Origin of the sequence: Clostridium sp. Marseille-P7770 (genome assembly GCF_902143525.1) — a bacterium.
In the GTDB taxonomy this organism is placed as follows: Bacteria; Bacillota; Clostridia; order Lachnospirales; family Lachnospiraceae; genus Pilosibacter.
The window spans coordinates 563,276-579,525 of the sequence record NZ_CABFVC010000004.1 but is presented as its reverse complement, the minus strand read 5'-3'; the positions used below and the strand labels follow the sequence as shown (position 1 = coordinate 579,525).

Genomic DNA, 16,250 nt, shown 5'->3' with positions numbered 1-16,250 from the left:
GGAGAGATCGTTACTGCTTGCGTTATTCACCGGCTGCAGTCCGGAGTATTTTATGATGGTAAATCATATGGAATGATGATATACTTAACTTATATGCGGATCGCAGAATATCTGTAATTTTTCATGTCTGCAGGATACAATTCAGAACGGTCCATGCAAGAGTGCGATAGAAATGGAGAACGAATCTATGAAAAAAATGATTTCCTGGAACGTAAACGGCCTTCGTGCCTGCCTGGGAAAGGGATTTTTAGAATATTTAAAGGAGACGGACGCAGATATCTTCTGCATCCAGGAGAGCAAGCTGCAGGAAGGCCAGGTAGATCTGGATCTTCCTGGATATCACCAGTACTGGAATTATGCGGAGAAAAAAGGATATTCCGGAACGGCGATGTTTACGAAGGAAGAGCCGGTCGCAGTGACTTACGGACTCGGGATCGAGGAACATGACCATGAAGGCCGCGTGATCACGGCAGAATTTCCGGAATATTACGTGATCACCTGCTACACGCCGAACTCCCAGGACGGGCTGAAACGTCTGGATTACCGGATGCAGTGGGAGGACGCGTTCCGGACGTACCTGAAAGAGCTGGAGAAAAAGAAGCCGGTGATCTTCTGCGGCGATCTCAATGTAGCCCACAACGAGATCGACCTGAAGAATCCGAAGACGAACCGGAAAAATGCGGGATTCTCCGATGAGGAACGCGCGAAATTCACGGAGCTCCTGGGCGCTGGATTTATCGATACTTTCCGGTATTTTTACCCGGATCAGGAAGGGATCTACTCCTGGTGGTCTTACCGGTTCTCAGCGAGAGCAAAGAACGCGGGATGGCGGATCGACTATTTCTGCGTTTCCGAGAGCTTAAAGGACAGGCTGGTGGGCGCAAAGATCCATACGGAGATCATGGGAAGCGATCACTGTCCGGTGGAGCTGGATATCGACTGATAAATAGTGGAATGCTGAACGTCGGAAAATCAACGACGATAGATCGAAATAAAACAATGGCAGGTTGACATAACATGAACTTAGTAACGGCAGAACATCTGACGAAATCATATACAGAACGATTACTCTTTGACGATACCGATTTTTCCATCAACGAAGGCGATAAGATCGGTCTGATCGGGATCAACGGAACAGGAAAATCCACCTTATTAAAGATGGTGGCGGGACTTGAGGAGCCGGACTCCGGCCGGATCGTCCGGGGAAGAAATCTGGACATCCGCTATCTTCCGCAGAACCCGGTATTCCACCCGGGAGAGACGGTGTTAGAGAGTGTTTTAAGGGAAAATGAGGGACATGAGCACGTCTGGGACCTTGAGAGCCAGGCGAAATCCATGCTGAACCGCCTCGGGATCCCGGATTTTAACGAGAAAGTGGAACATTTGTCCGGCGGACAGAAGAAGCGCGCGGCATTGGCATCGGTGCTTTTATCGACAGCGGAGCTTCTGATCCTGGACGAGCCGACGAACCATCTTGACAGTGAGATGGCGGACTGGCTGGAAGATTATTTAAAGAAATTTAAGGGCGCGCTCCTGATGATCACCCATGACCGGTATTTTCTTGACAGCGTGACAAACCGGATCGTGGAGCTCGATAACGGAAAACTCTACAGCTATCAGGCAAACTATGAGGGATTCCTGGAACTGAAAGCGGAGCGCATGGACATGGAAAAGGCGTCCGAGCGCAAGCGCCAGTCGATCCTGCGGACCGAGCTTGCCTGGATGCAGAGAGGTGCGAGAGCACGTTCCACAAAGCAGAAAGGCAGGATCCAGCGCTTCGAGGCACTGCGGGACAAAAAGGGACCGGTGGAGGACGGAAAAGTCGAGATGGAGTCGATCTCCAGCCGCCTTGGGAGGACGACGATCGAGATCACGGATCTCTGTAAATCATACGGGGACAAGGTCCTGATCAAAGATTACACCTACTTTTTCTTAAAAGATGACCGGATCGGTTACATCGGACCGAACGGAAGCGGAAAATCGACGCTGATGAAGATGATCGCGGGCTGGGTAAAACCGGATTCCGGTACGATCGAGATCGGGCAGACCGTAAAACTCGGCTATTTCTCCCAGGAAAACGAGGACATGGACACGAGTCTCAAGGTCATCGACTACATCAAGAATGTCGCAGAGTATGTAAAGACGAAGGACGGCAGCATCAGCGCATCCCAGATGCTGGAACGGTTCCTGTTCCCGCCGTCTGTCCAGTACACGGTGATCGAAAAACTGTCCGGCGGCGAGAGAAGACGGCTGTATCTCTTAAAGATCCTGATGAGTGCACCGAATGTCCTGATCCTGGACGAGCCGACGAATGACCTTGATATCCGCACTCTGATGATCTTAGAGGATTATCTTGACAGCTTCCAGGGAATCGTGATCACGGTTTCCCATGACCGGTATTTCCTGGACCGCGTGGTCGGAAGGATTTTTGCGTTTGAAGGAGACGGAAAACTCCAGCAGTACGAAGGCGGATTCACGGATTATCAGGCAGCGAAGGCGGAGCGGGAGGCGAAGCTTGCGGAGAGCGCGGCGGAGAATCCGGCATCTGCGAAGAAGTCTGCGGATAAGGGGAACGGGACAGCCGCAGAGGGCGATCCGGAAGGAAATGCGCCGCGGACAAACGTGAAACCGAGGGAAAAGAAGCTGAAATTCAGCTACAAAGAGCAGCGGGAGTGGGATACGATCGAGGACGATATCGCGAAGCTGGAAGAGGCGGTTGAGAACCTGGAAAAGGAGATCGAGGCGTCCGCAACGAACTTTACGAAGCTCAATGAGCTGATGAAGGAAAAGGAAGAGAAGGAAGCTGCGCTCGAGGAGAAGATGGACCGCTGGGTATATCTGAACGACCTGGCAGAGCAGATCGAGGCGCAGAAGAATAAATAATACTCATGTCGGGGAAAACGGGGGATTTAAAATGGCAGAATATCGAAACAGTAACAGAATCCTGTATCCACTTGGTGTCACGCAGGAAGAAAAAAGCGCTCATATCCTGGTACAGGGACACGGGGAGGAGGTTTTCCTGCTCTTATACCGGCCGGGCGAGAAGAAGCCATGTGAGAAGATCCCGTTTGATCCGAAACACCGGATGGGAGATGTCTGGTCACTGGAACTGGATCGGGCTGATCTTGCATCATTTGAATATAATTTCATGATTGATGGAAAAATTGTGGCAGATCCCTATGCGCGGATCCTTACCGGGCGTGAAAAATGGGCGGACCGGAAACGTGCCGGAAAGCCGGTGCAGTGCCGGGTATTGTCGGAAGCGTTTGACTGGGAAGATGATGCAAATCCGGAAATCCCGTATGCCGATACGATCCTCTACAAACTTCATGTCCGTGGATTTACAGCGCATGCGTCCTCGAATGTTTCTGCCCGCGGAACGTATGCAGGCATCGTGGAGAAGATCCCATATCTGAAAGACCTCGGGATCACGGCGGTGGAGCTGATGCCGGTGACGGAGTTTGACGAGGTCATGATGTCGTCATCCGGAAATGGATTTCATGATGCGAAACCGGAACCGACGGGATATATCAATTACTGGGGATATGGACCGTCATATCTCTATGCGGTGAAGTCGGCATATGCGTCTCACGGGGAGATGTCGGCGGAGAGCGAGTTTAAAACGCTGGTAAAAGAGCTGCACAGGGCCGGGATCGAATGTATTCCGGAACTGTATTTTACCGGAAAAGAACTTCCGGGGGAGATCGTATCGGTCCTTCGCTACTGGGTAGAGGAGTATCATGTGGACGGCTTTCATCTGTTGGGATTCCCGAATCTTTTGCTGGCGGCGGAGGACCCGTTCTTAAAGAGGACGAAGCTTTTTGCGGAAAACTGGAACGAGGTGATGGATCGCCGCCCGAAAAAGGGCTATATCACGCCGGGAGACGGTCCGGTTTCCGTTGCGGAAAAGAATCTTGCCGAGTACAACATGCAGTTTATGGAGGATATGCGCCGTTTCTTAAAAGGTGATGAAGGAATGCTCCAGGCGTTCGAATTCCGGAACCGCAGGAATCCGGCGGAGTATGCGGTTGTCAACTACATGGCGAACACGAACGGCTTCACACTGATGGATGCGGTCTCCTACGACCGGAAGCACAATGAGAAAAACGGTGAGGAGAACCGGGACGGAAGCGATTACAATTATTCCTGGAACTGCGGAGCGGAGGGACCGACGAGAAAGAAAAAGATCGTGGAGCTCAGAAAACAGCTGATCAAAAACGCATATCTGCTCCTGTTTTTGAGCCAGGGAGTACCGCTTTTGATGGCTGGCGATGAGTTTGGAAACAGTCAGGACGGCAACAACAACGCCTACTGTCAGGATAATGCGGTCTCATGGTTAAACTGGAAGCTCCTGGAGACGCATATGGACCAGGTGGAGTTTGTGAAACGCCTGATCGCCTTCCGGAAATCCCACAAGATGTTCCACATGGACCGGGAACCACGGATCATGGACTACAAGTCCTGCGGCCGTCCGGATGTCTCCTACCACGGCGAAAACGCCTGGAAACCGGAATTTGAAAATTTCCGGCGGCAGTTCGGGATCCTGTACTGGGGCGCTTACGCAAAGAAACCGGACGGGACGGATGACGCGAACTTTTATGTCCTCTACAACATGCACTGGGAACCGCATATGTTCGGGCTTCCCCATCTGCCGAAAGGCGCGAAGTGGCATGTGATCTGCAGCACGGCGGATCCGGATGTGGAAGATCTGCCGTCTGATGGAACCGGAGAAGTCCTGAAAAACCAGATGATGCTGGCAGTGCCGCCGCGCGGGATCATGATCCTCGAAAGCTTTGAGGATCCGGATGCGGGGAAGGAGACGAAAAAAGGAAAGAGCGGGAGCAAAAAAGAGAAGAATGAGAAGACAGATCTGGTCGAAAAGTCCTGTGAAAAGGAAGAGAAAAGTACACCAGAAAATGGAAAAGAGCTGTAAAAGTAAATAAACTGAAAATTGTGCACTGCGTTCCTGGATATAAAAAATCCCTGCCATGAGATGAGAACCGCCGGAAGCTTAAGAACTTCTGTTTTGCGGTATCATTTCAGTGGCAGGGATTCTGCTTATTCCGGATAAACCAGCTGTTCTTCCCGGATATTCTCCAGAACTTCATCGTAGAACTTTCCGGCAAGATATTTTGCCATCGGAAGGTTCATATCGAGATAGTTTCCGCAGTCGCGGGCAGCGGCACCCGGAACATCTCCCTCAAAATCGCGGATGAAGAGGAACATTTCCTGGAGGAGCGGCACGATATCTGCGGATTCGTAATCACCCACGAGGAGCAGATAGAAGCCGGTCCGACATCCCATCGGTCCGAAGTAGAGAACTTTATCTTTGTATACACGGTGGTTTCTTAAGAAAGTCGCACCGAGATGTTCAATTGTATGGATCTCAGCAGTATTCATGACCGGTTCGTAGTTTGGACGGGTCATACGGATATCGAAGGTGGTAACATGATTGTCTCCGGCGATATCTCTCCGGGATACATAAACACCCGGAACCAGTTTCAGATGATTGACAGTGAAGCTTGTGATCTTTTCCATAATAAGATACACCCTTTCATGAGTTTTACAGATTGTTGTCCGCAGACGTGATGATGTCTGCCTGTATCAGTTTTATTATAAAGGGAATGGGGAAAGAATGCAAGTTACTGTGCGATGGCAGAAATTTTCCCCAAATTTTTGGAAACAAAAATGCCGTATGATTCGGTTATGAGCGCAGATTTTGCCGATCCGGAATACAAAGCATCAGTAAAATCCAGGGGGAGATATTGCGCTTCAATTTGACCTTGTTTCGCAAGAATATTTGTACTATAATAACTGATAACGGGATTTTGGGTAACTAGAATAACGTCCCATAAGGAGTAGTTATGAAATTGCTGGCATATGAAGTAGACAAAAGACCATTTTTGGGTGTTTTCAACGAGGATGAAACCTGGGCTTATCCGATTTCGGCAGCGGGAATGGAATACCGGTCCATGAAGGACCTGATCCGCGAGGCAGGACCATCGGAGATGGAAATGCTGGATTATATTTCAAAAAAGGCACCGGGGGATGTGACCGGAGCAGCACCAGTGGAAGAAATTAAGATCGTTTCTCCGATCCCGGAGCCGGATCAGGATATCATCTGCCTGGGGATCAATTATATGGATCATGCGGAGGAATCCGCGAGGTTCCAGAAAGAGGAGTTTGCGAGACCTGAGAAGGCAATCTATTTCTCCAAGCGCGTCAACCGGACGAATGACCCGGACGGGATCATTCCGTCGCATAAAAATCTGACGAACCAGCTGGATTACGAGGCAGAGCTTGCGGTCATCATCAAAAAGGACGCAAAGGACGTAAAGCCGGAGGAGGTAAAGGATTACATCTTCGGCTATACGATCATGAACGATGTCAGCGCCAGGGAGGTGCAGACGGAACATAAACAGTGGTACTTCGGAAAGAGCCTGGATGGTTTCACACCGCTCGGCCCGTGTATCATGACGGTCGATTCCACTGCGTTTCCGCCGGTGTTAAAACTCCAGTCAAAAGTAAACGGAGAACTCCGTCAGGATTCCAACACGGGACTTTTTATCCATGGAATTGAAGAAGTGATCTGCGAACTTACAAAAGGAATGACATTAAAGGCAGGAACGATCATCGCGACAGGAACGCCGGCAGGAGTCGGCATGGGATTCGTACCGCCTAAATTCCTCAAGACAGGCGATGTTGTGGAATGCATTATTGAAGGGATCGGGACTCTTAAGAATACTGTTGGGGAGTAAAATGAGAGGGGATTGCTTCATGCATGATCGAATGCGGCAAGAACCGGTGTGACGATAAAAAAGCACATCTCATAAAATGAAAAGTTGCCATGAAGGGAGCAAAAAAGTCAGTCAGAATGACTGGCTGCTCTTTTCGTGGCTTTTTGTTTCATAGGGAAATTCCGGAGGAACTTCCTGTGAAACAAAAAGGCATTGTGCGTCTAAGATGCGCACTCATGTGAAAGAGAAAGATTGTCGCAAGCGACCGCGCGGTACGGGACTATGCCGGAGCATAATCCTTTCGGGCATCCAGCTGCCGGTAAATGCCGTCGCAGCAGCAGATTTTGACATAAGGAGAGAACAAAAGTGGAAGATATACGCGAAATGTTGAAAAAGGTAGCAGCAGGCGAATTGTCTGTGGATAACGCTGTCCTGGAACTGAAAAAGGAGCCGTTTACGGCAGCCGGATATGATGATCTGGGATTTGCAAAGCTGGACACACACCGGAAACTGCGCCAGGGCGCGGCGGAAGTGATCTACGGGGCGGGAAAGACTCCGGAGCAGATCGCCGGGATCGTGGAGGCGATGAAGAAACGCGGACAGGAGACGATCCTGATCACGCGGGTGGATGAAGAAAAAAACATAAAAACAGAAAAACTGCTGTCGGAAATCTATCCGGACGGCAGCGGATACCGGTATTTTAAGGATGCGAAGGTCGCGATCTGCGGAAACTTCCCGGAAAAAGACGGCGTCGGCACGATTGTCGTGGCGACCGGTGGGACCAGCGATATCCCGGTGGCGGAGGAAGCCGCGCTTACGGCCGAGGCACTCGGAAATCAGGTGGAGCGCCTCTATGATGTGGGAGTTGCGGGACTTCACCGCCTGATGTCCCATATGGATTCGATCATGAATGCCCGAGTGATCATCGCGATCGCGGGGATGGAAGGAGCGCTCGCAAGCGTGATCGGCGGTCTTGCGGACTGCCCGGTGATCGCGGTGCCGACGAGTATCGGGTATGGGGCGTCCTTCGGCGGTGTTTCCGCACTGCTTTCCATGCTGAACTCCTGCGCGAGCGGCGTCAGTGTGGTAAATATTGATAACGGATTCGGAGCTGGGTATCTGGCGAGCATGATGAATCATATGCGTGGATGATATTGGAGATAAGCGGAGGTATTTCGAATGAAAACATTATATTTTGACTGCGGAATGGGTGCTGCGGGTGACATGCTGATGGCGTCCCTCTATGAGATTTGCCCGGACAAGGCAGGATTTTTAAAGACAATGAATGCGATGGGGCTGCCGGGACTCTCTGTTGAGGCAGAACCGGCTGTGAAGTGCGGGATCACCGGAACGCATATGAAGGTGACGATCCACGGAGAGGAAGAGGAGAGCGTGGATGTGGATCTGCAGGAGCATGTACACGACCATGCAGAGCATCACGAGCATGCTAATAACCATCATGAACATTGCCACGACCACGAAGCAGCGGGGAACCATCACCACCATGAGGCTGAGGTCCATCACCATGAGATGGCCGCTGATATGGCGGACAATACTCACATACATGCATACGACCATGATCACCAGCCCGATCATAACCACCATGATGAGCACGACTTCCATCACACTCATACCCACGAGGAAACTCACACAGAAGAGCATTCCGGCCACCCACACCATCATCACACAAGCATGGCTGGGATTTCTCACATTATTGAACATTTAAATCTGCCTGATGAGGTCAAAAAGGATGTTGTTGCGGTTTACCACTTGATCGCCGAGGCGGAGTCTCATGTCCATGGAAAGACCGTCGAGGAGATCCATTTCCACGAGGTCGGCACTGCGGACGCGATCGCGGATATCGCCGGAGTCTGCCTCTTAATGCATATGATCGCCCCACAGAAGGTCATCGCATCCCCGATCCATGTCGGAAGCGGAAACGTCCGCTGTGCGCACGGGATCCTGCCGGTCCCGGCTCCGGCAACCGCCTTTATTTTACAGGGACTTCCGATCTACAGCGGAGTCATCAAAGGAGAGCTCTGCACCCCGACCGGAGCGGCACTGTTAAAGCACTTTGTGACAGAATTTAAGGAAATGCCGGTCATGCGGACCTTGGCGATCGGTTACGGTATGGGAAAGAAAGACTTTGAGCGTGCCAACTGTGTCCGTGTTCTCCTTGGTGAAACGGAGGAGACAGGAAGTGAAGTGGCAGAGCTCTCCTGTAATCTCGATGATATGACTCCGGAAGCTCTCGGCTTCGTTCAGGAGATCCTCTTTGCCGCAGGTGCCCTTGAGGTCTACACGATCCCGATCGGCATGAAGAAGAGCCGCCCGGGAATCCTTTTAACTTGCATGTGCCGCTGCAATGACAAAGAAAAGATGGTTTCCCTGATCTTTAAACACACAACAACGCTTGGCATTCGTGAGAGTATTAGCAAACGCTACACCCTGACAAGAACCATGAAAGAACACGAGACCCCGTATGGCGTGGTCCGGGAGAAGGTTTCCGAAGGCTACGGTGTAGTTCGTGGAAAGCTGGAATATGAAGACCTTGCAAAGATCGCGAGAGAGCAGGGGATGTCGTTAGAGGAAGTGAAAGCATTAGTAGAAAATGAGTAAATAAAGAAATAACAGATAATTAGAGATATAAAGCAAAAAGCAGGGAAGAACTTCATTTAGTTCTGCCTTGCTTTTTGCTTTATATTGACCACCCAAACGACAAAAAGAACTAGCATCCTACTTCCCGCGGTAAAAAGCTACTCTTTTGTACATATCATAACGAATAAAACACATTTTATCAAGTTACTTCAGTTTAAAATATGCGTTAAATTAAAGAAAAAACAGGCGTAAAAGTGGCCAAATAGTTCAATCGACATCCGTTAACTTATATGGTAAAATTATTCTGTAATGGAGCGGAAAGCGTGGATGCGTTTCTGATGTCCGGTGCCCTCTGATTGTAAAGGGGGTGAAGTCGTATGAATACAATGGAAGTCCTAACATTATTACTAGTTATATTTTCAGCATTGTCATACATCGATAACCATAGAGACAAAAAGAACTAGCATCCAACCGACCAAAGTAAAATGCTAGTTCTTTTTATACTATAACATACTGAGGGCATCGGACGTATATCCGAGTACCTTTCTGACTTCATTATAACTGGAGCGGCCTGAAAAAACAAGCCGCTCCAGTTTAATTTTAACTATTTTATTCAGAACTTAGCCGAAATATCTCTTTAAGAGACCAGCAAATGCCTTACCATGTCTTGCCTCGTCTCTTGCCATCTCGTGAACAGTGTCATGGATCGCATCAAGACCAGCGGCTTTTGCTCTCTTAGCGAGGTCTGTCTTACCAGCTGTTGCGCCGTTCTCAGCCTCAACTCTCATCTCAAGGTTCTTCTTTGTGCTGTCTGTAACAACTTCGCCGAGGAGCTCTGCGAATTTAGCAGCGTGCTCAGCCTCTTCGTAAGCTGCTTTCTCCCAGTAAAGACCGATCTCCGGATAACCTTCTCTGTGAGCAACTCTTGCCATAGCGAGGTACATACCAACCTCAGAACATTCGCCGTTGAAGTTTGCTCTTAAATCTTCAAGGATATCTTCGCTTACGCCCTTTGCAACACCAACTACGTGCTCGGAAGCCCATGTCATATCGCCGGACTGCTCAGTGAACTTGGAAGCCGGAGCGCCGCACTGCGGACATTTTTCCGGAGCAGCCTCGCCCTCATATACATAACCACATACAGAACATACAAATTTTTTCATAGTATTTTTCTCCTTTTTAAGATTTATTATCTGGGATCAGGGAGTATCAAAATCTCTGATCATAAATGATGCAACATGGATCACAGTTATTTTTAAATAAATAATAGTAACTGTTATCGTTATTATATTCTAATTGACAACGAATGTCAATAGAATTTTTGAATTTTTAGCTTTTCTTTTTCAGACAGTCCTCGCATTCGCCGTAAAAGAAAACAGTGTGGGAGTCAACGCGTCCCGGAAACGGGGCGGAGAGAAGATCCGATGTATCATGAACCAGCTCGAGAGGCATATCAATGATCGCTCCGCAGGTCCTGCATACAAAATGGTAATGTGGATCAGTATTGTAGTCAAAGTGCTCTGAGCCGTCCCCGCTGGAAAAACGCTGGATCTCGCCCATATCCGCCAGAAGATTTAAATTGCGGTACACAGTCCCCAGACTGATTTTTGGATAGTCTTTGCTGATCGTCACATATACGGCATCGGCGGTAGGATGATCAGTGCGGTTCTTCAGGCATTCCCGGATGGACTCACGCTGGCGGCTGAATTTTAATGCTTTCATGGGAAACCTCCTTTCTGGATCATTTCTAAATTTAAACAGACAATAATAATGATAATTGTTACTGAAATAATAACATCATAACTTTTGAAAGTCAAGTATCTGTGATAAAAAGTTACAAAACAGAAGAACAAAAATTCCTTGAAAATGAAATGTGAGGTGTTTATACTATTTCTATATCATATTTTCATAAATCAGACATCAACCCCACGAAACGGAGGTAGCTCCATGTATAACAGACACATCCGCCATCTTGTGACAGAGCTTGGAAACCGCCTGTCAGAGAAAGAATTTTTAAAAAAGATCGGCCTCAGCCGCCGCAGTATGCAGCAGCTGTTTGATAAAGACCGCTGGGAAGTGATCTTCGAGAAAGCCTTTCCGGTGACGAGACGCTTTTCCTGCGCGGAAATCCTGGAATTCTGCCGGGAAGATATGGAAAAGCTCGGAAATGAGCCGGAAGAGGGCTGGCTCTCCTTCACTTATAAATATGTGACACACATCCTGTATCCGGATGATGAATTCTCTGCGTCCGCGGCTTCCTGTGCGCCGTCTGCGCTCTACTTTTTAAATGTTCTCCAGTATTTCTTTGATGAAGAACGGAAAGTGATGCCGTTCGATCCATATGATGATTTCCGCTTTTTAACAAAAGAAGAATATGCGCATTTTGAGCGTGCGGATGAATATGAGCACTTTATCCGTGAGTTCCGCGACCAGTACGTCTACGAGATGATGCGGTTAAACCGTGAGGCGACGCCTTTCGAGACACTCGGTCATATCGCGGGTGTCCACTATGTTGCCATGACGGTAGCCCAGGGACTTTATGCGGCAGGCGTTCCGATCGATCTGGCGCTGGCATCCGGCGCGGCGGCCGGCCATGATCTCGGAAAATTCGGGTGCAAACCGAATGAGCGGGTTCCGTATCTGCACTATTATTATACGAACCAGTGGTTTACCGCCTACCATATGGAAGGGATCGGTCATATCGCTGCCAACCATTCAACCTGGGATCTGGAGCTTGACAACATCTCCGTGGAGTCCCTGGTGCTGATCTATGCGGACTTCCGTGTCAAGCAGATGCGCGGCGAGGACGGAAGAGAACTCACGAAGATCTATACACTGAAGGATTCCTTCGACGTCATCCTGTCCAAGCTCGACAACGTGGATGAAAAGAAACGGAACCGCTACCGTGTCGTTTATTCCCGTCTGTACGAATTTGAGCGCTACATGCGTTCAAAAGGCGTGGATGTGGACCTCACAGGCCATCCGGACCCGGCAGAAAAGCCGGTGGACATCGTCCTGCAGTCCGGAAAACAGGTGGTGCGCTCGTTTGTATTCTGGGGGATCGAGCACAACATCGACGTCATGCACCGGCTCGGCACCGAGCGCCAGTTCGGAAACATTCTCGAGGCGGCGCGGAGCGAGAAAGACTGGAAGAATGTCCGCGCATATTTAAACATGTTCAATGAATATTCGATTCACCTGAACCACCGCCAGAAAGAGCAGACGATCAGCTTCTTATATGAGCTCCTGTTAAACAGAGAGGGAGACATCCGCAGGCAGGCGGCGGCCCTGGTCGGAAAAATGTTCGCGGACTTCAACGCCGGATACCGGAAAGAACTTCCGAAAAACATGCCGGATCCGGATGACAAGACGGCTCTGACGCTCTGGGAAGAATACATGGCGCAGCTCGTATGCCCGGACTATCGCCTGACATTACAGCAGAAGCACCGGATCCAGAACTCCTTAAAATTTGTCATGATGTCTGCCATGGAGCGAAGCTCGGAGAAGGTCCGGGAGGAGCTGTTCGGGGTATTTATGAAATGGTTTGACAGAAAACACCGCCTCGTGGGGGATCCGGTCTTCTACCTTTTAGACTGCATCTTTTCCCTGCCGCTCGATCTCAGCAGCAAGGATGGACATCTGGAGAGCCTGATCAGTTTCGCGATCGAACACATGGAAGACGAGGATGAGAAGATCCAGATCGCTGCGGTCCGTGTCCTGAAAGTTTTGACGCAGGCGGTGACACCGGAGAGCGCGTGCTACCGGCTTGCCTGCGATGCGGCGAAAAAGATCGATCCGAAGACGATCACACTCCTCTTCCTGCAGTACCGGATCTTTACAAATCTGCGCCTTGATACGAGCAGACAGAGAGAAGTCCTGTACGGACATGACGTGGTTAGCGATATCTTCCTTGAAAACCTGAAATCGGCGACCCCGTGGATCTTAAAATCCGTCAATATCAAGTTGCTGGCAGATCAGGTGGACCATGGAAAACGAGAGCATCTGCTCCATATCTGTGCCCACTTCTCGAACCTCATCAAGGTCAGTGAGCAGGTCGGAGTCCGCCACGATGCGGGACGTGCACTCCTGCGCCTGGCCCACCTTCTGACGACGGACCAGAGGAACGAGATCGCGGTCGAGCTGTTAAAAGGCCTGGAAGTCGGCGAATACGAGTTCTCGAAGTATATTCCGGAATATCTCGGCGAATTTGCCTTGTGGCTTCCGCCGGAACAGCTCGATGACATTATTGAGCGCCTGCATATCCTGCTCGCGAACGGAAATGAGCGGATCGTGTCCGTCGCACTCGACACACTGGGGATCATTCTGGAGTGCTATTCCAGATATCCGGTCCGCTTCCAGGAGCCGGATGAGATCGCCGAGGACCGGAGGATGAAGATCCTGGGACTGATCTTAAGCTGCCTTGCAAACTACAGAGAACAGGTCCGCCAGGAGGCGCTTCTTGTGATCGGGCAGCATATTTTCGGCTCCCAGATCCTTGCAGAGCGCGATAAGAACCGGATGTTCTCTCTGTGTGCGAAAAAACTGCTGTTCCTCCTGAATGAGAATAAAGGCGGAGAGCTCAGCCTCTACTACCGTGCGGCGACCTTGTCCCACATCGGACGTTTCATCTCCCGCTACCAGCTCTTCGGCGGTGACGTGGAGACCATGACGAGAAATAAAGTGGCATTCTTCCCGGGGACCTTCGATCCGTTCACCCTGTCCCACAAGGAGATCGCCAGAAAGATCCGTGAACTCGGATTTACGGTATTTCTCGCGGTGGATGAATTTTCCTGGTCGAAGAAGACCCAGCCGCATCTGGTTCGCCGCCAGATCGTGAACATGTCGATCGCGGATGAATTTTATGTGCATCTGTTCCCGGACAACACGCCGGTCAATATCGCGAACCCGGCGGACCTTCGCAGATTGAAGGAAATGTTCCCGAATGAGGAACTCTACATCGTGGTCGGATCGGACGTCATCCACAATGCAAGTTCCTATAAGAAAGAGCCGGAAGAAAATTCGATCCATTTCTTCAATCACATCGTATTCCGACGGGCCGGAGAAGCACATCCGACCGAGGTCTACAATGAGATCAGGGGAAAAGTCGTGCAGCTGGAGCTGCCGCGCGAGCTGGAAGATATCAGCTCCACAAAGATTCGAGAGAACATCGATAACCACCGTGATATTTCCAGCCTGATCGATCCGGTTGTTCAGGAGTACATTTACCATAAGGGAATGTACCTGCGTGAGCCGGAGTTCAAGCCGATCCTGAGAGCGAAAGCGATCGCTTTTGAGAATGCCTCCGGAAGAGACCATGCGGTCCTGGACGAGCTCGGAAATACCGTCCTCTACGGACATCCGGACGCCCAGGCGATTTTCACGAGGATCCAGGTGGAGAACGACAGCCTGCTGATCCTGAGGAACACCGTGGAAGGCGAGCGGCCGGTCGGTTTTGCAAGCTACAGGGAGATCGGGAATGATGAGCTGTACGGAGTCTTAAAGGACATGGAGCTTGCGAATCTGGTGCGCGGAAAGAGCAGTCGGGAGATCCTCCTGATCACGGGGATCTACGCGAGAGAGGAGAATACCGGGGACAGCGAGATGATCCGGGATGCCGCACAGCAGCTCCTGGTGGAGGTCGTTGCGAAAGAGCTGGAGAAGAATTACAGCTTTGCGCTGTTCGTGGCAGAGCGCGGAACGGCGGCGAAGCATGTCGTGTACGCGCTGGAAAGACAGGGCTTTGTGCGTCCGCACCTGGCAGACGAAAATGACAAGAGGACGATCTACCTAGTCGACATGCATGAACCGCTCATGTTCCTGCATAACCTGGAGACAACGATCAAGGAACCGTTTGCCAGCAATCCGGCGGTCCTCAGGGCAATCGAGAAGAATCATAAGAAACTGCAGATCGCGATGACGAAGCTGTATCCGGGAAATCTCGTCCTTTCCTTATCCTCCGGGGTCATGCATCACCGCCTTGTGGACAGGATTACGTCGCTGAACGATGTGCCGAGAGAACCGCTCGTTCCGAGACGGCTCGGAAAGAACATGTGCGTTCCGTTCGGCAAGATCCTCAGAGGAAAAGTTGTCCCGAATACGGTGACAAAGACGCTGCACACGGATAAGGTCTATGAGCCGGATCTGGAAAGCTACACGATCGAGCCGTTCCCGTATTATTCACCGTTAAACAGTCAGATCGAGACGATCCGTTCCTTCGACCGTCCGGTAATCCTGGTCGACGACCTTGTCCACAAGGCAGACCGTCTCCGGGTACTCGTTCCGAAGCTCAGGGAGACGGGGATTCCGATCAAAAAAGTCGTTGTCGGAGTTCTGTCCGGCTACGGACGGGATCTGATGCAGCAGCTGAAGGTGCCGGTCGAGAGCATCTACTCGATGCCGAATGTGCGCCAGTGGTTCGTGGAATCGACGCTGTACCCGTTTATCGGTGGTGACACGGTGCGCCGGGAGGAAATGAAAGTTGCGGGACTTCAGCCGTCCATCAACATGATCCTGCCGTATGCGACACCGAAGCTCTCCGGCTGCAGCAGGGAGGCACTGGTGGAGTTTTCGGCCTGCTGTATCGAGAATTCCAGGGATCTATTACAGGTCCTGGAGGCGGAGTACCGGAAACAGTACGCGAAGAACCTGACGCTGTCGCGCCTCTCCGAGGCAGTTATCCTGCCGCTCTGCCCGGATAAGGGAAGCTGCATGGAGTACGATGAGAATCTCGCGGCATCGGTTTATCTAGAAAATGATCTGGAGATGCTGCAGAGGATGAGAAAGTTTATGGTAACGATCCAGTAGGTCGGTGTATTGACTGTACTGACTGTAAAAACGGACTTGCAGGAAAAAGTCTTGTTGACGGAAGGTGTTATGAACCAGAGATACACGCCGGCATCGACCGGGGCAGAGATA

Annotated in this window: 10 protein-coding genes; 7 read left to right on the top strand and 3 right to left on the bottom strand. The window is 50.5% G+C overall.

Annotation, left to right across the window (positions count from 1 at the left end; genetic code table 11):
• Positions 1-187: 187 nt before the first annotated feature.
• The 3 genes from FN001_RS12535 to FN001_RS12525 all read left to right on the top strand — a co-directional run bounded on the left by FN001_RS12535 (position 188) and on the right by FN001_RS12525 (position 4,933).
• A complete protein-coding gene (locus FN001_RS12535; protein ID WP_118321422.1) occupies positions 188-943 on the top strand; it encodes an exodeoxyribonuclease III in 756 nt (251 codons plus the stop codon).
• 74 nt (positions 944-1,017) lie between these two features.
• On the top strand, positions 1,018-2,883 hold the full coding sequence (locus tag FN001_RS12530; protein ID WP_142412057.1) for an ABC-F family ATP-binding cassette domain-containing protein: 1,866 nt from the start codon (positions 1,018-1,020) through the stop codon (positions 2,881-2,883).
• A gap of 31 nt (positions 2,884-2,914) precedes the next feature.
• Positions 2,915-4,933, top strand: a complete 2,019-nt coding sequence (locus tag FN001_RS12525) for an alpha-amylase family glycosyl hydrolase (protein ID WP_142412056.1) — start codon at positions 2,915-2,917, stop codon at positions 4,931-4,933.
• Between the two features lie 125 nt (positions 4,934-5,058).
• Here FN001_RS12525 and FN001_RS12520 read toward each other — a convergent pair whose 3' ends face one another.
• Entirely contained in the window at positions 5,059-5,538 is a 480-nt protein-coding gene (locus FN001_RS12520) for an S-ribosylhomocysteine lyase (RefSeq protein ID WP_118298381.1), read from the bottom strand.
• Between the two features lie 326 nt (positions 5,539-5,864).
• Here FN001_RS12520 and FN001_RS12515 point away from each other — a divergent pair, with 326 nt between their 5' ends.
• From FN001_RS12515 to larC, 3 genes are all read left to right on the top strand, one after another.
• A complete protein-coding gene (locus tag FN001_RS12515; RefSeq protein WP_142412055.1) occupies positions 5,865-6,758 on the top strand; it encodes a fumarylacetoacetate hydrolase family protein in 894 nt (297 codons plus the stop codon).
• Positions 6,759-7,121: 363 nt separating this feature from the next.
• Positions 7,122-7,889, top strand: a complete 768-nt coding sequence (gene larB / locus FN001_RS12510; protein WP_142412099.1) for a nickel pincer cofactor biosynthesis protein LarB — start codon at positions 7,122-7,124, stop codon at positions 7,887-7,889.
• A 27-nt stretch (positions 7,890-7,916) separates the two neighbouring features.
• The gene (gene larC, locus FN001_RS12505) at positions 7,917-9,356 is read left to right on the top strand and encodes a nickel pincer cofactor biosynthesis protein LarC (RefSeq protein WP_142412054.1); all 1,440 of its coding nucleotides are present in this window, start codon (positions 7,917-7,919) and stop codon (positions 9,354-9,356) included.
• A gap of 599 nt (positions 9,357-9,955) precedes the next feature.
• On the opposite strand, the gene FN001_RS12500 is transcribed toward larC, so the two are convergent.
• Positions 9,956-10,498: an NADH peroxidase gene (locus FN001_RS12500; RefSeq protein ID WP_118298377.1), complete on the bottom strand. Its 543-nt coding sequence runs from the start codon at positions 10,496-10,498 to the stop codon at positions 9,956-9,958.
• Between the two features lie 166 nt (positions 10,499-10,664).
• Positions 10,665-11,057 carry a Fur family transcriptional regulator gene (locus FN001_RS12495; RefSeq protein ID WP_118603999.1) on the bottom strand — a complete coding sequence of 131 codons (393 nt, stop codon included), beginning with the start codon at positions 11,055-11,057 and terminating at the stop codon, positions 10,665-10,667.
• A 225-nt stretch (positions 11,058-11,282) separates the two neighbouring features.
• Between FN001_RS12495 and FN001_RS12490 the strand changes: the two genes are divergently transcribed.
• On the top strand, positions 11,283-16,139 hold the full coding sequence (locus FN001_RS12490) for a nicotinate-nicotinamide nucleotide adenylyltransferase (protein ID WP_142412053.1): 4,857 nt from the start codon (positions 11,283-11,285) through the stop codon (positions 16,137-16,139).
• Positions 16,140-16,250 lie beyond the last annotated feature (111 nt).